This is a genomic window from Alistipes onderdonkii (assembly GCF_025145285.1).
In the GTDB taxonomy this organism is placed as follows: Bacteria; Bacteroidota; Bacteroidia; order Bacteroidales; family Rikenellaceae; genus Alistipes; species Alistipes onderdonkii.
In genome coordinates, this window is the sequence record NZ_CP102251.1 from 2,551,368 (window position 1) to 2,568,550 (window position 17,183).

Annotated in this window: 14 protein-coding genes and 1 tRNA gene; 9 read left to right on the top strand and 6 right to left on the bottom strand. The window is 59.9% G+C overall.

Annotated elements, in window-relative coordinates:
* Nucleotides 1-378: 378 nt before the first annotated feature.
* From NQ559_RS10295 to NQ559_RS10310, 4 genes are read left to right on the top strand one after another with little or no spacing between them, the layout of a single operon-like run.
* Entirely contained in the window at nucleotides 379-2,193 is a 1,815-nt protein-coding gene (locus NQ559_RS10295; RefSeq protein ID WP_018694857.1) for a peptidase U32 family protein, read from the top strand.
* A gap of 21 nt (nucleotides 2,194-2,214) precedes the next feature.
* Nucleotides 2,215-5,268, top strand: coding sequence for a beta-galactosidase, LacZ type (lacZ, locus tag NQ559_RS10300; RefSeq protein WP_026318184.1), 3,054 nt, complete (start codon nucleotides 2,215-2,217; stop codon nucleotides 5,266-5,268).
* An 8-nt stretch (nucleotides 5,269-5,276) separates the two neighbouring features.
* On the top strand, nucleotides 5,277-6,287 hold the full coding sequence (locus NQ559_RS10305) for a class I SAM-dependent methyltransferase (RefSeq protein ID WP_018694859.1): 1,011 nt from the start codon (nucleotides 5,277-5,279) through the stop codon (nucleotides 6,285-6,287).
* Nucleotides 6,288-6,299: 12 nt separating this feature from the next.
* Nucleotides 6,300-6,587: a hypothetical protein gene (locus NQ559_RS10310; protein WP_018694860.1), complete on the top strand. Its 288-nt coding sequence runs from the start codon at nucleotides 6,300-6,302 to the stop codon at nucleotides 6,585-6,587.
* Here NQ559_RS10310 and NQ559_RS10315 read toward each other — a convergent pair.
* The 4 genes from NQ559_RS10315 to NQ559_RS10330 form a co-directional block, all read right to left on the bottom strand.
* The gene (locus NQ559_RS10315) at nucleotides 6,552-7,271 is read right to left on the bottom strand and encodes a hypothetical protein (protein ID WP_018694861.1); all 720 of its coding nucleotides are present in this window, start codon (nucleotides 7,269-7,271) and stop codon (nucleotides 6,552-6,554) included. The genes NQ559_RS10310 and NQ559_RS10315 overlap by 36 nt on opposite strands.
* Nucleotides 7,272-7,302: 31 nt before the next feature.
* Entirely contained in the window at nucleotides 7,303-7,875 is a 573-nt protein-coding gene (locus NQ559_RS10320) for a chromate transporter (protein WP_018694862.1), read from the bottom strand.
* Complete coding sequence (locus NQ559_RS10325; protein WP_018694863.1) at nucleotides 7,872-8,414, bottom strand: chromate transporter; 543 nt, start codon at nucleotides 8,412-8,414, stop codon at nucleotides 7,872-7,874. The genes NQ559_RS10320 and NQ559_RS10325 overlap by 4 nt, the downstream gene beginning before the upstream one ends.
* Nucleotides 8,415-8,506: 92 nt before the next feature.
* Nucleotides 8,507-9,226 (bottom strand): 16S rRNA (uracil(1498)-N(3))-methyltransferase, encoded by a 720-nt coding sequence (locus tag NQ559_RS10330; RefSeq protein ID WP_018694864.1) that lies wholly within the window; start codon nucleotides 9,224-9,226, stop codon nucleotides 8,507-8,509.
* A 96-nt stretch (nucleotides 9,227-9,322) separates the two neighbouring features.
* Here NQ559_RS10330 and NQ559_RS10335 point away from each other — a divergent pair, with 96 nt between their 5' ends.
* From NQ559_RS10335 to NQ559_RS10350, 4 genes are all read left to right on the top strand, one after another.
* Nucleotides 9,323-11,494: a M3 family metallopeptidase gene (locus tag NQ559_RS10335; protein ID WP_026318185.1), complete on the top strand. Its 2,172-nt coding sequence runs from the start codon at nucleotides 9,323-9,325 to the stop codon at nucleotides 11,492-11,494.
* A 73-nt stretch (nucleotides 11,495-11,567) separates the two neighbouring features.
* Nucleotides 11,568-13,652: a M3 family metallopeptidase gene (locus NQ559_RS10340; RefSeq protein ID WP_018694866.1), complete on the top strand. Its 2,085-nt coding sequence runs from the start codon at nucleotides 11,568-11,570 to the stop codon at nucleotides 13,650-13,652.
* Nucleotides 13,653-13,807: 155 nt separating this feature from the next.
* Entirely contained in the window at nucleotides 13,808-14,284 is a 477-nt protein-coding gene (locus tag NQ559_RS10345) for a hypothetical protein (protein ID WP_018694867.1), read from the top strand.
* 9 nt (nucleotides 14,285-14,293) lie between these two features.
* A complete protein-coding gene (locus NQ559_RS10350; RefSeq protein WP_244061868.1) occupies nucleotides 14,294-14,815 on the top strand; it encodes a hypothetical protein in 522 nt (173 codons plus the stop codon).
* A gap of 381 nt (nucleotides 14,816-15,196) precedes the next feature.
* Here the strand turns inward: NQ559_RS10350 and NQ559_RS10355 are convergent.
* Nucleotides 15,197-15,267: transfer RNA gene (locus tag NQ559_RS10355), tRNA-Gln, on the bottom strand.
* A 138-nt stretch (nucleotides 15,268-15,405) separates the two neighbouring features.
* On the opposite strand from NQ559_RS10355, the gene NQ559_RS10360 reads away from it, so the two are divergent.
* Nucleotides 15,406-16,650: a nucleoside permease gene (locus tag NQ559_RS10360; RefSeq protein ID WP_018694869.1), complete on the top strand. Its 1,245-nt coding sequence runs from the start codon at nucleotides 15,406-15,408 to the stop codon at nucleotides 16,648-16,650.
* Between the two features lie 66 nt (nucleotides 16,651-16,716).
* Here the strand turns inward: NQ559_RS10360 and NQ559_RS10365 are convergent, their stop codons facing one another.
* On the bottom strand, nucleotides 16,717-17,160 hold the full coding sequence (locus NQ559_RS10365) for a GNAT family N-acetyltransferase (protein WP_018694870.1): 444 nt from the start codon (nucleotides 17,158-17,160) through the stop codon (nucleotides 16,717-16,719).
* Nucleotides 17,161-17,183 lie beyond the last annotated feature (23 nt).

Below are 17,183 nucleotides of genomic sequence, written 5' to 3' on the forward strand. Positions count from 1 at the left end.
CTTGTGTGTTCTTGTAAAATATTGCATGTTTAATTTAAGGGAAACCAAACGAACAGGCCTGCAATATAAGGAAAAAACAATAATAGTATGCTGAATGGGTGCAAAAACTTTTTAATTTTATCCTAGTTATGTGTCTTTGATCGGGGTGTTTGTGATGTAATATTTTGTCGTGTAAATATTTGCATTGTTTTAAGCCGGGTGCTTGGGGTGGGTTGTGTTGAGTTGTGAAATATTGACATGCTGTCTATTTTGTAACAGATATTTTTTTGTCATCATGCTGTGCCGGGGATAAAAACTATTTTTTCGGGGCCGCAAGTTTTTCGGGGCCGCAAGTCCGCATTTGTCGCGGATTTTGTTAATTTTGCAAAAAATAATGCGTTGAAATCCGTCGAACTACTCGCTCCCGCCAAAGATTTGCAGTCGGCCGTCGCCGCCGTGGACTACGGTGCAGATGCCGTGTATATCGGCGGGGCTAAGTTCGGAGCCCGTTATGCGGCGGGCAACAGCGCCGGCGAGATCGCCCGTGTGGTGGAATATGCCCACCGCTACGGAGTGCGGGTGCATGCCACGCTCAACACGCTGATCTACGACGACGAGCTGGAGGCCGCCGAGCGGCAGGCCCGCGAACTGATCGCGGCCGGGGTCGATGCGCTGATCGTGCAGGACATGGCGCTGCGGCGCATGAACCTGCCGGTCGAGTTGCATGCTTCGACGCAGATGTGTAATATGGCACCTGCCCAGGCGCGTTTCCTGGGCGAGTGCGGGTTCGCCCGGGTGATCCTCGAACGGGCGCTTTCGCTCGGCGAAATACGGGACATCTGCGCTGCGACCGCGGCCGAGGTGGAATGTTTCGTCCACGGGGCGATCTGTGTCGGTTACAGCGGCCGCTGTTTCCTCTCGCGGTCGGTGTCCGACCGCAGCGGCAACCGCGGGGCGTGCAGCCAGCCGTGCCGCCTGACTTACGACCTGACCGACGGCCGGGGACGTACCTATATCGCCGGGAAACACCTGTTGTCGGTGCGCGACCTGAACCTTTCGGCGCATATCGGCGAGTTGCTCGACGCGGGCGTCACTTCGTTCAAGATCGAAGGGCGGCTCAAGGATGTCGGTTATATAAAGAACGTCGTGGCCTACTACCGCCGCGAGGTCGACGCGGCGCTGGCCGGGAGGCCGCATCTGCGGCGGGCTTCAGCCGGGGAGAGCATCCCGGATTTCACGCCCGATACGGCCAAGAGCTTCACGCGCGGAGAGTCGGAATATTTCTTCGCGGGCAAGCGGCCGGGCGTGGCGTCGTTCGATACGCCGAAGGCGGTGGGCGAGTATGTGGGCCGTGTGGTGCGGGTCGAAAAGAACAGGTTCCGTCTCGATCGGGGCGGTTTGCTCGCCGCGGGTGACGGCATCTGTTTCCTCACCGACCGGGGGTTCGCAGGCACCAATGTCAACGCCGCCGACGGCGACTGTGTGACGCCCAACCGCATGGAAGGTATTGTGCCCGGGACGGAGGTCTACCGCAATTACGACCACCGTTTCAACCAGCTCCTCGCCCGCAGCCGTACGCGCCGCGTGATCCCCGCCTCGGTGCTGGTCGAAGCGACGGTAGGGGGTGTCAGGTTCAGCTATACCGACTGTGAGGGGGTGACGGCTTCGGCCGCACGCAGCGTCGCCCTGGAACGGGCTAAAAATGCCGCGGCCAATACCGCGGCATTGCGGACGCAGGCGGTGAAGGGCGGCGATACGGTTTTTGCCGTGCGCGGGGCCGAAGTGCGGGGCGGCGACTGGTTCGTCCCGGCGTCGCTGGCTGCGGAGTTGCGCCGCGAGGGGCTCGATGCATTGTCGAAGGCCCGGTCGGAGCGCGGCATCGGACACCGGATATTGCCCGAAGGCAGGGCGGAATATCCTGCGGAATGCCTTTCGGCGGAGGAAAATGTCACCAACCGCCTCGCTGAGGCGTTTTACCGCGACCACGGGGTCGGGCGGATCGAACGGGGGCTGGATCTTGCGGCTTCGACGGCGGGGCGCCGCGTGATGCGTTCGGCCTACTGCATCCGCCGCGAGATCGGCGAGTGCCTGAAGGAGCATCCCCGCCTGCGGGGCGAACTGTGGCTCGAACGCGGCGGTTCGCGCTATCGGCTGGAGTTCGACTGCGACCGGTGCGAGATGAGCCTGGTGGACTGTACCAAGACGAAATTATGAAACCTAAACGATAACTCCATGATGAAAAAAACTCTTTTGATCCTTGCGGCAGCGCTTTCGGGCGTGTTGGCTGCCGGCGCCCAGACCGGGCGTGAATGGCAGGATCCTGCCGTCAATGAAATCAACCGCCTGCCGATGCGCTCGTCGTTCGCCGCGGGCGAGCGCCTGTCGCTCGACGGCGTATGGAAATTCCACTGGGTACGCAACGCTTCGGAGCGTCCGTCCGGCATCGGGGCCGTCGACTACGACGATGCGGCGTGGGGCAGCATGCCCGTGCCGGGGATGTGGGAGCTGAACGGTTACGGCGACCCCGTCTATGTGAATATCGGCTATGCCTGGCGCGGCAATTTCAGGAACGATCCGCCCTATGTGCCCGATGCCGAGAATCATGTGGGTTCCTACCGGCGCACGTTCGACATCCCGGCATCGTGGGGCGGCAAGGACATCTTCCTTTCGATCGGTTCCGCCACGTCGAACGTCTATGTCTGGGTCAACGGACGTTTCGTCGGTTACAGCGAGGACAGCAAGCTGGCCGCGCAGTTCGACATCACGAAGTTCGTGAAGCCGGGCGAAAACCTCATTGCCTTGCAGATGTTCCGCTGGTCGGACGGCACCTACCTCGAAGACCAGGACTTCTGGCGCTTCGCGGGCATTGCCCGCGGCGTGGAGCTGACTGCCCGCGACAAGGCGCACCTCGAAGACGTGCGTATCACGCCCGTGCTGGATTCGGAATATAAGGACGCCACGCTGCGCGTCGAGGTGGAAACCACGCCCCGTGTGAAATCGGTCGGTCTGACGCTGCGCGATGCGGCGGGCGGTGTCGTGGCGGAACATCGATTGCAGCCTGCCGGCGGCAAAGGCGGGTATGTCTTCGAGGTTGCCGACCCGGCCAAATGGTCGGCCGAGACCCCGAACCTCTATACGCTCGAGATCGCCGTGTCGGACGGCAGGGGCGTGACCGAGACCGTGACGCAGCCCGTGGGCTTCCGTTCCGTGGAGATCAGGGACGCACAGTTGCTCGTGAACGGGCAGCCCGTGCTGATCAAGGGCGCCGACCGCCACGAGATGGATCCCGTCGGCGGCTATGTGGTGAGCCGCGAACGGATGATCGAGGACATCCGCATCATGAAAGAGATGAATATCAACGCCGTACGCACGAGCCACTATCCCAACGACCCGCAGTGGTACGAGCTGTGCGACCGCTACGGCATCTATGTCGTGGACGAGGCCAACGTCGAGTCGCACGGCATGGGCTACGGCGACAACACGCTGGCCAAGGCGCCGGCTTATGCGCAGGCACACATGGAACGCAACCGGCGCATGGTGCTGCGCGACAAGAACCATCCTTCGGTCATCATCTGGTCGATGGGCAACGAGGCGGGCATGGGCCCCAACTTCGAGGCATGCTACCGTTGGATCAAGGAGTACGACCCTTCGCGTCCGGTGCATTACGAACGTGCCGTGTACGATCAGGACGGGGCCTTCACTGACATCATCTGCCCCATGTACTGGGGCTATGAACAATGCGAGAAATATGCTCGCAACAACCCCTCCAAACCGCTCATCCAGTGTGAATATGCCCATGCCATGGGAAATTCGATGGGGGGCCTAGACCATTATTGGGAACTGGTGCGCAAATACCCCTCCTACCAGGGCGGTTTCATCTGGGACTTCGTCGACCAGGGGCTTGTCCGCTACGAGCCCGACGGCCGTGTGTCGTTCCTCTACGGCGGCGATTTCAACGACTACGATGCGACGGACAACTCGTTCAACTGCAACGGTATCATCGCCCCCGACCGCACGTGGCACCCCCATGCCTACGAGGTGCAGTGCCAGTACCAGAGCATCTGGACTACGCCCGTCGACCTTGCGCGGGGCAGGGTCGAGGTCTATAACGAAAATTTCTTCATCGGGCTGGATGCCTACGAAATGGAGTGGCAGCTGCTTGCCGACGGCCGTGTGGTGAAGGCCGGCCGCATCGGCGACCTCGATGTCGCCCCGCAGCAGCGCCGTGCATATGAGCTGGGATTCACTGCAGCCGATTTCTGCCCGCAGGCGAAGGAAATCCTGGTGAACGTGGCCTATAAACTCAAAGAGAAGCAGCCGCTGCTCGACATCGGCCATACGGCGGCCAGACAGCAGTTCGTCGTACGCGAGTACGACTGTAAGGCCGGTTTTGGCCTTGCGGCCTCGGCGCGTCCCGTAGAGGTGACCCGCTGGGAACGCGGTGTGCGCGTCGAAGGGGATACGTGGCAGATGTTCTTCTCGCGCGACGGGTTCTTGGCTGCCTATACGGTCGACGGCCGTGAGCTGATGGCCGAAGGGGCCGAACTGCGCCCGCAGTTCTGGCGTGCCCCGACCGAGAACGACCTTGGGGCGAAGTTGCACCAGCGGCAGGCTGTATGGAAGAACCCCGAACTGCGGCTTACGAAGTTCGACGCTGCGGTCGAGGACGGGGTGGCCGTCGTGGAGGCCCTCTATGAACTGCCCGCCGTGAAAGCTACGCTGGCGCTGACCTACCGCATCAACGGTGCGGGCGAAATGGAGGTCTCCGAGCGGATGACCGCCGACAAGACGGCCGAGGTGCCCAACCTGTTCCGCTTCGGTATGACGCTCACGATGCCGGCGCGTTACGACCGTGTGGTTTATTACGGCCGCGGTGCGCACGAGAACTATGCCGACCGCCTTTCGTCGGCCGACCTGGGGCTTTACGAGCAGCGTGTCGCCGACCAGTACCACGATGAATACGTGCGTCCGCAGGAGTCCGGCACCAAGGGCGGCCTGCGCTGGTGGACGGTGGCCGACAGCGCCGGTACGGGGCTGACGATCCTTGCCGATGCGCCGTTCTCGGCCTCGGCGCTGCCGTACGCCACGGCAGACCTCGACGTATCGAATTTTCCGCCGCAGCAGCATTCCGGGACGCTCGTGGCACGCGATGCCACGTTCGTGAACTTTGACCTGCTGCAATCGGGCCTGGGCTGTATCGACAGCTGGGGCGCATTGCCCGAAAAGCAGTTCCGGGTGCCCTACGGCGATTATACGTTCCGCTTCATGCTGAAGCCGACGGTAAAGTAACCATAAGCATGCAAGGACAGTTGACACCCTCGTTCGGGGATTACGAACTGATCGACACGGGGGATTTCGAGAAGCTCGAACGCTTCGGGCAATACGTTGCCCGCCGTCCCGAACCGCAGGCCATCTGGCGGCGCTCGCTCCCCGAGGGGGAGTGGCGCCGCATGGCCGACGCGGCCTTCCTGCGCGATGTGCGCAGCGACGAACGCGGCGAGTGGCGCCTGCGCCCCGGCATGCCTCCGCGCTGGACGGTGGCCTACGAATACAAGGATATGGCGCTTCGTATGCGCCTGGGGCTCACCTCGTTCAAGCATGTCGGCATTTTCCCCGAACAGGCCGCCAACTGGAATTTCATCTACGATAATTGCCGGGCGCTGGTTTCGGGCGGGACGTTTCCTGCGGATATTTCCGGCGCGGCTGCGGCCGGGAGTTCCCTGCCGGCACACGATGTTGCAGTGCCGTCAGGCGCCGGATCGGGCCGGGACGGGCACTCTGCCACCGGCCCGGGGTGTTGCGTCACGCCGCGCGTGCTGAACCTCTTTGCCTATACGGGCGGGGCGAGTCTCGCGGCATGTGCCGCAGGGGCGGATACGACGCATGTCGATTCGGTGAAGCAGGTGGTCACCTGGGCGCGCGAGAACATGGAGCTGAGCGGACTGGACGGCATCCGGTGGATCGTCGAGGATGCGCTGAAATTCGTGCAGCGCGAAGTCCGCCGCGGCAACCGTTACCACGGCATCGTCCTCGATCCCCCGGCCTACGGGCGGGGTGCCAACGGCGAGAAATGGATTCTCGAGGACAACATCTGCGAGATGCTCGAGTGCTGTGCCCGGTTGCTGGAGCCGCAGGGAGCGTTCCTCGTGCTGAACCTCTACTCGATGGGGCTTTCGTCCACGCTGGCCCGTACGGCCGTGCGGCAGGCGTTCGGTGCACCGCGTACGGAGCAGTACGGCGAACTATGTTTTACCGACCGGGCGGGCAAGCAGCTGCCGCTCGGTACGTACTACCGTTTTACACGTTAAAAACTTGGAACCATGAGTATTCTGATCGTATTGTTCGGCCTGCTGAGCGGCTGCCTGTTGTCCGTCCTGGTGGGCATCATCGGCAGCAGCCGGCGCATCGGCTTCGGGCTGGCATTCCTCGTGAGCCTGATCTTCACGCCGCTCGTGGGGCTTATCATCACCCTGCTGACCGACCCGTTGCCGTACGGCGGCCAGCGCTGGGGCTGCGTCGGCACGTTCGTGGCCATCCTCGGCCTGTTGTTCCTCTGCGCCTTCCTGATCCTGTTACTGGCCGGAGGCGCCGTCGTCGCCATGTTCTGATTTCCCGTAACGCCCCTCCAGCAGGAGGATCATGTTTTCGAGTTTCTCCTCGTGCTCTCCGAAAAACCAGTCGTCGAAGGCCCTGGGGATCACCCCGATCCAGTTTCGTACCGTTTTGTCGGCGAGCGTTTTCTCGAATCCTTCGCGGTAGGATGAATTCCAATGGAGATTCTCCATTTGGGAGGGTAGCATGGCCTGCATGCGCTGGTCGTAGTACAGCTGCATGTAGTCGTCGAACGCCGCGAGTTCCTTATAGCAGCGCAGCAGGTCGATGAGGGTCTGCTTGTCGGCGATATGGGAGGCGATGCCCGTCGTCTTGAGCATTTCCAACGCATCGCTCGACAGGCGGTAGGGCTTGCCCATGCCGCCGGTGATGTAGCGCGAATAGGTTTCGACCGTGTCGGACGGGAATCCTGCGAGCGAAAAATCCGCTTCCAGCAGGCGCCGTGCCACCCATTTGTCTTTGCTGTAAGTGTACTTGTAATCCCGGACGACCTGCAGGTTGTCGTGCAGTTCGGATGCGACGAGCTGCATGGCCTGCCGTACCTCCCGCTGTTTCGCAGCTTCGGTGATCCGGGCGGTCAGCCACAGGGTCAGCAGTACGCCGCCCGTGACGATCGAGAACTGGCGCGCGTAGTCGCCGATTTTCCACTTTTTGATCCGTTTTTTGAGGGGTTTCTTCATGGGTGCGGGGTTGTTTTCCTTCCGGGGATGCTCAGAATACGTAGTATATCAGGATGCCTGCCGCGGCCGAGAGGCAGATCAGCAGGATGGGGTTCACTTTTTTGACCGAGGCGACGAAGACGCCGCCGAACAGCGCCCAGCTCCAGCCGTCGATGAAGTTCTGTTCGTCGGGCGCTTTGCTGTGCGGGAACATCAGCAGCAGTGCGGCCGAGGCGATCATGCCGATCACCACGGGCCGCATCCCCTTCATGGCGCCTTCGACGATGGGGTTTTGCTTCAGGCGAAGGAAGAAGCGCGTGATGAGCAGCATCAGCGTGAGCGACGGCAGGCATACGGCAAACGTCGCCAGCGCCGCCCCCAGGATGCCGCACCACGCGTTGCCGGCCTGCGCCCCGACCGTATAGCCCACATAGGTGGCCGAGTTGATGGCGATGGGCCCGGGCGTGATCTGCGAGACGGCCACGATGTCGGCGAATTCGGCATTGGTCATCCAGGCGTGCTGCACGACCACTTCGTTCTGGATGAGCGAGAGCATGGCGTAGCCGCCTCCGAAGCCGAAGAACCCTATTTTCAGGTAGCTTACGAACAGTTGCCAGAAGATCATTTGCCTGCTTTTTTAGCGATGAATAATGTCCATGCGATGCCGATGGCGGCCGCTGCGATCAGGATATAGATCGGCGACCAGCCCAGGTACCATACGGCCAGCGCCGACGCGGCGATCACCGCGAATAGGGCCCAGTGCATCCCCCGCGCCAGCGAGATCACCGGCACGACGATCAGTGCCACCACGGCCGGGCGCATGCCTTTGAATGCGGCGTCCACAACGGGGTTGTGGCGGATGTCGGCAAACAGGAGCGCGATCGCGAGGATGATGACGAACGACGGCAGGACGCTGCCCAGCAGCGCCGCCACGGCACCTTTCAGCCCCCGCATCTTGTAGCCTACGAACACCGAGGTGTTGATGGCGATGGGGCCCGGGACGGATTGTGCGAGGGTCAGCAGGTCGAGGAACTCCTTGTGCTCGATCCAGCCGCGCTTGGCGATCAGCTCCTGCTCGATGAGCGGCAGCATGGCGTATCCCCCGCCGAAGGTGAAAAGCCCGATCTTGAAGAAGGAGGCGAAAATGGTACGAAGTCGTTGCATGTTTTCCGTGTTCTTTACTTAATCCGGCGTGTGCGGCGGCCCTGTCGCAGGGACGGGGTTCCGGGGGCGGCTATGCTCCCTGCCCGGCCGTTTTATTGTCCGGCGTTGGCCACCGACGCCATGACCGTGGCGACGACGGCTGCGGTTTCGGTGCGCAGGCGCTGCGTGCCGAGGGTGATCTCCTCGAATCCGTTGGCATGCGCGAAAGCGATCTCTGCGTCCGAGAAATCGCCTTCGGGGCCGATGAAGACCAGCGCCGACTCGCCTTTGCGGAGCGTCGCGGGCAGGTAGATTTTGCCTGCGGGCGACAGCGCCGGGGCACAGTGGGCGATGAATTTCCGCCCCTCGAACGGCCTGGCTGCGGCCTCGCGGAACGGCGTAAGCGGGTGCAGCTCCGGGCGGTAGGCCTTGAGCGACTGTTTCATCGCCGCCGTGATGACCTTCCCCGCGCGTTCGGGTTTGAAGACGCGGCGTTCGCTGTGTTCCGTTTCGAGCGGGACGATGGCGCTGACCCCCACCTCGGTGGCCTTTTCGAGGAACCATTCGAAGCGGTCGGCGTTTTTGGTCGGCGCCACGGCCATCACCAGCCGGTAGGGGAGCGGTTCCCACTGCGCCTGTGTCGTGGTGACGCGAACCGTACATCGTTTCGGGTTGTCGTCGGTGATCTGGCAACAAAATAAATTGCCCCTTCCGTCAGTTATATGGAGGGTATCGCCGCGCCCCAGACGCAGCACGCGGACACAATGTTTCGACTCCTCTTCGCTCAGCGTATAGAGGGGCGGCGTGATGTCGGGGGCGTAAAAAAGTTGCATACCTGTTATAAATTACTAACTTTGCATCACTATGCGGACGCATCGAAGGTGCTTCCGCCGTCGGCGATTGCAAAGTTACACAAAATAACACGATAGATGAAACGTATTGCAGGATTATTCACCACACTTTTGCTGCTTATGACACTTGCGTCATGCGATTCCCGGAAAACAGCCGGGGAAAACCCGTTTTTCACCCAATGGGATACGCCGCACGGCGTGCCGCCGTTCGACAAGATCCTGCCCGAGCATTTCATGCCCGCCTTCGAACGCGGCATGTCGTTGCACGAGGCCGAAATCGACGCCATCACCTCGAACAAGGACGAGGCCTCGTTCGAAAATACGATCCTTGCCTATGACAATGCCGGGCAGATGCTCGCGCAGGCCGAACTGGTGTTCGGCATGCTGTGTGCCGCCGAGACCAACGACCGCATGCAGGCCCTCCAGGAACAGGCGATGCCCCTGCTGGCCGCGCACAGGGACAAGATACGTCTCGACGACAAGCTCTTTGCCCGCGTGAAGGAGGTTTACGACCGGCGTGCGGCGCTGGGGCTCGACACCGAGCAGATGCGTCTGTTGCAGAAGACCTACGACTCCTTCGTGCGCGCCGGGGCGTTGCTCGGCACCGAGCAGAAGGCCCGCCTGAAAGAGATCAACGGGCAGCTGTCGCTCACGGCCGTGAAATTCGGGAACAACATCCTCGCCGAAAACAACAATTTCGTGCTCGAACTCAAGTCGGACGAACTCGACGGGCTGCCGGCAGGCATCCGCGACGCCGCCCGCGAGAAGGCCAGGCAGATGGGCAAGGGCGACAAGTGGGTCTTCACGCTCCACAAGCCCAGCCTGATCCCGCTGCTGACCTATTCCACCAGGCGCGACCTGCGCGAGAAGATCTATAAGGCTTATCTGAACCGTTGCAATAACGGCGACGAATACGACAACAAGCAGCTCATCAACGATTTCATCCGCCTGCGTACGGAGAAGGCTCACCTGCTGGGCTATCCTTCCTACGCCGCCTATGTCGTGGCGGACGAGATGGCCGGGACGACCGATGCCGTTTACGGCCTGCTCGACCAGATCTGGGAGCCGGCGCTCGAGCGCGCCAAGGGCGAGCTGTCCGAGATGGACACGCTGTTGCAGAAAGACATCCCCGGTGCGACCTTCGAATCGTGGGACTGGTGGTATTACGCCGAGAAGCTGCGCAAGCAGAACTATGCCCTCGACGAGGAGATGCTGCGTCCCTACTTCTCGCTCGAGAACGTGCAGGGCGGCATCTTCTACCTGGCCAACCGCCTCTACGGCATCACCTTCCAGCCGGTCGTCGTGCCGTTATACCATCCCGATGCAGTCGCCTACCAGGTGCTCGACGCCGACGGCTCGCACCTGGGCGTGCTCTATTTCGACTATTTCCCCCGCGACGGCAAGAGCCAGGGCGCCTGGTGCGGCAACTATGTCGAGCAGACCTATAAGGACGGCAAGCGCGTGGCTCCCGTGGTGAGCGTTGTCTGCAACTTCACGCGCCCGGTGGGCAATACGCCCGCGCTGCTGACGCTCGACGAGACGGAAACGCTCTTCCACGAATTCGGCCATGCGCTCCATTTCCTGTTCCACGACGTGAAATACCGCGGCCTTTCGGAGGTCGAGGGCGATTTCGTCGAACTGCCTTCGCAGGTCATGGAGAACTGGGCGTTCGAACCCGAGATGCTGAAGCATTATGCCGTGCATTACCGCACGGGCGAAGTGATCCCGAAATACCTGGTCGACAAACTCCGCAAGAGCGAACTCTTCAACCAGGGTTTCGCCACCACGGAACTGATCGCCGCGTCGCTTTCCGACATGGATATCCATTCGGTCACCGAATACGAACCGTTCGACCCGATGGCATTCGAGCGGCAGGCGCTCAACGAGAAACGCGGCCTGATCCCGCAGATCGAGCCCCGTTACCGTTACCCCTATTTCAGCCATATCTTCGACGGCGGCTACTCGGCAGGCTACTATTTCTATACCTGGGCCGAGGTGCTCGACAAGGATACGTTCGAAGCCTTCCGCGAGAGCGGCGACCTGTTCAACAAGAAGATCGCCGCCGATTTCCGCGCCAAGCTGCTTTCGCGCGGCGGTTCGGAGGACGGCATGTCGCTCTACCGGGCATTCCGCGGCGCCGATCCCGACAAGCGGGCGATGTTGCGCAGCCGCGGACTCTGGGACGAACCCGAGCCGGAACCCGCCGACGAAGGCGAAGCGCTCCTTCAGCCGGAAATACGGCAGGAATAGCCCCCATCCTTAAAATTAACCCAATATTTGCAATAACATGAAAAAAGCATTTATCATCATGACCTTTTCTGCGATGGCGGCCGGGTGTGCCGACAATTCGATCCCCAAGGCGCAGATGCCCGAATTAGATACTTCGAACCCCTTGCTGGCCGAGTGGGATACGCCCCACCAGACCCCGCCGTTCTCCGAGATCGAACTCTCGGACTACGAGCCTGCGTTCGACGCGGCCATCGCCTGCTCGCGTGCCGAGATCGACGCGATCGTCGGCAACCCCTCGAAGCCGACCTTCGGCAATACCATCGTGGCCCTGGAGCGCCACGGTGCGCTGCTGGATCGTATTTCGGGTATTTTTTTCAACCTGCTCGAAGCGGACACGTCCGACGAAATGCAGGAAATCGCACTGCGCGTGCAGCCCAAGCTGACCGAACTGTCGAACGACATCTCGCTCAACCCCGAGCTCTTCGCCCGCGTGAAGGCCGTCTACGGGAAACCCGGCCGCGGCCTCTCGAAAGAGGACAAGAAGCTGCTCGAGGATACCTATCAGAGTTTCGCACGCAACGGGGCCGCCCTGTCCGACGCGGACAAGGAGCTCTACCGCAAGTATTCGTCCGAGCTGTCGGCCGCGACGCTCCAATTCGGCCAGAACGCCCTGGCTGCGACCAATGCCTTCTCGATCAACATCACCGACCCGAAGGTCGTGGCCGAACTGCCGGACTTCGTGAAGGAGGGTATGGCAGCCGATGCCAAGGCGCGCGGTGAAAAGGGCTGGACGGTGACGTTGCAGGCACCGAGCTATGTGCCTTTCCTGACCTATTCGTCGAACCGTGCGCTCAAGGAGAAACTCTGGCGTGCCTACAATTCGCGCGCATTGGGCGGCGAGAACGACAATACGCCGGTCGTCAAACAGATTGCCAACCTGCGCCTGAAGATCGCCAACCTGCTGGGCTATAAATGCTATGCCGACTACGTGCTCGAACGCCGCATGGCCGAGAACACCCCGACGGTCATGGCCTTCCTCGACGAGCTGCTCTCCCAGACCAAGGCCTATGCCGACCAGGACTATAAGACCGTCGCCGACTATGCCGCTTCGCTCGGGTTCAAAGGCCAGCTCATGCCGTGGGACTGGGGCTATTACAACGAGAAGTACAAGCACGAGAAATACGCGCTCAACGACGAGCTGGTGAAACCTTATTTCAAACTCGAAAACGTCCGCAAGGGCGTCTTCATGCTCGCCAACAAGCTCTACGGGCTGAACTTCACGCCCAACGACAAGATCGAGGTGTACCATCCCGACGTGACGGCCTACGACGTGACCGACCAGGACGGCCGTTTCATGGCGGTACTCTACCTCGATTTCTTCCCCCGCGAATCGAAGCGTTCCGGGGCATGGATGACCGAGTTCCGGGGCACGAAGATCGTCGACGGCAAGGAGACCCGTCCGCTGGTGTCGCTGGTGATGAACTTCACCAAGCCTACCGAAACGGCCCCTTCGCTGCTGACCTTCGACGAGGTGGAAACCTTCCTCCATGAGTTCGGCCACTCGCTCCACGGTATGCTGGGCGAGGGCAAGTACGAGTCGCAGACCGGAACGAACGTTTACCGCGACTTCGTGGAGCTGCCTTCGCAGATCATGGAGAACTGGGCTACTGAGAAGGAGTTCCTCGACCTGTGGGCCGTGCATTACCAGACGGGCGAGCCGATCCCGGCCGAGGTGGTCGACCGCATCGTCGCCGCGCAGAACTACCTGGCGGCCTATTCCAACGTGCGCCAGCTTTCGTTCGGCATGACCGATATGGCATGGCATACGATCACCGAGCCTTTCGAGGGCGACGTCGAGCAGTTCGAGGTCGCGTCGATGGCTCCGACGCAGGTGCTGCCCGTCGTTCCCGGTACGGCCATGGCCCCGGCATTCGGACATATCTTCTCGGGCGGCTATGCTGCGGGGTATTACGGCTACAAGTGGGCCGAGGTGCTGGAGGCGGATGCCTTCTCGCTCTTCAAGGAGAAGGGCATCTTCAACCGCGAGGTCTCCGGCTCGTTCCGTGAGAATATCCTTTCGAAGGGCGGTACCGAGCATCCGATGGAACTCTACGTGCGCTTCCGCGGCCACAAACCCGAAACCAGGGCGCTGATCGAGAAAATGGGGCTCGGCAAATAACCGTATTCCCATACCCGATAAAAAAAGGGAACCTCCGGCCGGAGGTTCCCTTTTATGGTGCATTTCTTTTGCCCGGAAATGTTCCTAATGATGAATATTTTGCTAAATTTGCGGTTGGGATTGAGAATTTTATTACGCTAATACACACTTGCACTATGCCTCTGGAAAAACTTAATGCGGCACTGATCGGTGCTATACAAAATAGTACCCCGGAATACACCAATGCGGCGACCGTTCTGACAGACAAGCTCAATATCGGCCGCGAGGCGGCTTACCGCCGGCTGCGCGGCGAAGTGCCTTTCACCTTCGGGGAGGCGGGCGTACTTTCGGCGCAGATGAATTTTTCGCTCGACCGTACGGTCGGGGCCGTGGATTTCGGAAATGTGCTTTTCCGGTTGAGTTTCAGCGATTACCATACGGCGCTCGAAGATTATACGGGGGTTATAGACCAGGATACCCTTTTTTACCGCGAGGTTTCGTCCGACGACGATGCCGAACAGGCCATCGCCGGAAATTCGTTTCCGCGGATGCTTTATATGCGCTATCTGAACCTGACCAATTTCAGGCTTTTCAAATGGCTCTACCAGCAGGGGCTCATCGACTGCTCGGGGGCCAAGTTCGAAGACCTGTAAGCACCGGAGGTGCTTTTGCAGAGTTACCGCGACCTGGTGCACGAAGCGCAGCAAATGCCCTCCACGACCCTGGTATTCGACGGAAGCTGTACCAAACGCTGGGTCAACGCCATCTGCGCGTTCCGCAACATGCACCTGATCACGGACGAAAGCGTCGAGGTGCTGAAAGCCGAGTTGCTGCAGATGCTCGACGAACTGGAAGAGATTTGTGTCTCCGGGCAGTTCCGCAGCGGGCAGCCGGTGTCGGTCTATATTTCGGATATGGATATCGAAGCGACTTATTGCTACCTTTCGGCACGGCATTACCGAGGGAGCTGCATCGAGGCGTTCTCGATCAACTCGCTGCGCAGCTCCGATCCGGACATGTTCGAGCACACCAAACGCTGGGTGCTGGCCCTGAGCCGGTTTGCGACGTTGATATCATGCAGCGGGGAATTGCAGCGGATCCATTTCTTCAAGCGGCAGCGTGCTATCGTGGCAGAATTGGAAAGGGAGGGCTTAGAACCCTCCCCCGAAGTCTTCCAGGAATAAACGGAACCTTGCGTCTAGCTCCTTGGTGTCTATCCTGTGCTTCAAATCCTGACGGATTTTCCACTTGCGTCACTTTTGCGGGTGTAACCCGCCCCTTGCACAATCCCACTTGAATTCTTCATATCTCCTGTGCAATACAAAAGTAGGGTAAGGCGCCGGGTAAAACAAGACGGAAAACGGGTATCGGTGCATATTGATTGTCTGATTTTGATACCTGTTTTTCAGTACGGCTCGGATTTTGAAAATGAATTTTCAGGTGTGGATGGTATTGCTGAAACCCGAATAAGCCCGGTTTATTTGTTTCGTAATTCGAAACAAGCTGTTCGAGGGACAAGCGTGGGGAAGAATGAAAAAAGCGAGGAAACTTCCTCGCTTTTTCAGTTGAGCTACCTGGATTCGAACCAAGAATAACAGGACCAGAATCTGTTGTGTTACCATTACACCATAGCTCAATGACGTTTTGGTGATGCAAAAGTAGAACTTTATTTTTCAATTGCAAAGAAAATTCACAAAAAAAATTAGTACATTTGTTTTAATCATTTTCCGACCGAATGAACTTGTAAATAAAAACAACCTAAAATCAGAGAATTATGGGAATTAAATTCCGCCTTATCGTCATGAACTTCCTCCAGTATGCCATCTGGGGTTCGTGGCTCATCTCGCTGGGCGCCTACCTTGGCGGTGGCCTCGACTTCACAGGGCTGCAAATCGGAAGTTTCTTTGCCACGATGGGTGTTGCGTCGTTGTTCATGCCCGCAGTGATGGGTATCATTGCCGACCGATGGATCCCGGCGCAGAAGCTGCTCGGCATCTGCCATCTGGTGAGCGGCGGGTTCCTGATTGCCGCAGCTTCGCAAACGGCCTATGCGCCTTTATACAGTTGTATGCTGCTGAGCGTGATGTTCTACATGCCGACCATCGCCCTGTCGAATTCGGTGGCATACAATGCCCTCGACCTGGCAAGGCTCGATACCGTGAAACATTTTCCTCCGATCCGCGTGTGGGGTACCGTAGGCTTCATCGCCGCGATGTGGTTCGTCGACCTGACGCATATCGGCGGCGTGCAGATCAAGCTGACCGAGTGGCAGCTCTATGTTTCGGCGGTGCTGTCGTTCCTGCTGGCCGTCTATTCGTTCTCGCTGCCCGGCTGCCCCGTCGACCGCAATGTCAAGGCCAGGTCGTGGGTCGATACGCTGGGGCTGCGTGCGTTCACGCTCTTCAAGGAGAAGCGCATGGCCATTTTCTTCGTCTTCTCGATGTTGCTCGGCGCCGCGTTGCAGATAACCAACGCCTTCGGGGACTCCTATATACAAAGCTTCGGCTCGATGCCCCAGTATGCCGATTCGGCGATCGTGAAGCATTCGGTGATCCTGCTCTCGCTGTCGCAGATGTCCGAGACGTTCTGCATCCTGCTGATCCCGTTCTTCCTGCGGCGTTTCGGTATCAAGAAAGTGATGCTCATTTCGATGCTGGCGTGGGTGCTCCGCTTCGGGTTCTTCGGCGTCGGCAACCCGGGCTCGGGTGCCGCGTTCCTCATCCTTTCGATGGTCGTCTACGGGGTGGCATTCGATTTCTTCAATATCTCGGGTTCGCTGTTTGTCGAGAAGGAGACCAGCCGCGAGATCCGCTCCTCGGCACAGGGTGTCTTTATGATTATGACCAACGGCTTCGGTGCGTTCTTCGGTTCGTATGCCGCCGGTGCCGTCGTCGATGCCTGGGGCTGGCCCGATTCGTGGTATATCTTCGCCGGCTATGCCCTCGTGGTGGCCGTGGTCTTCGCGTTCGTGTTCAAATACAAGCACAACCCCGAAGAGATGGTCTCGGTGAACCATTAATATAGGTATGGTTCCGGCGGCGTGGGGAAACCTCTCGCCGCCGGAATTTTTTTGTCCGTTTCCGGGCTACGGGCGGAGCATTTTGACGTGCGGGATACCCGCTTCGAAATAGGTGCCCGAGACCGGTGCGAACCCTAAGGTGGCGTAAAATCCGGCCAGGTGCTCCTGAGCCGAGATGCGGATGGGCTGCGGGCCCCATGTCCGGGCAATATAGCGCAGCGCTTCGGACATCAGGCTGCGGCACAGTCCGCGGCGGCGGTACGAAGCATCGACCAGCACGCGGCCGACCGAGGCTTCGTCGTAGGCGATCCCCGCCGGGATGACCCGCAGGAAGGCGACTACGCGGGCGTTGTCCTCCATCCACATGAATACGCTCTGCGGGTCGGCGGCGTCGGCATCGGGTTCCGTGATGTGCTGTTCGAGGAAGAAGACGGCCTCGCGTGCCTGCACGATACGGTGGTATTCCCGGACGGAGAGTTCGCTGAAATGTTTAGTGATGACAGGATACATGGCGGTTTGTAATTGAACACAAA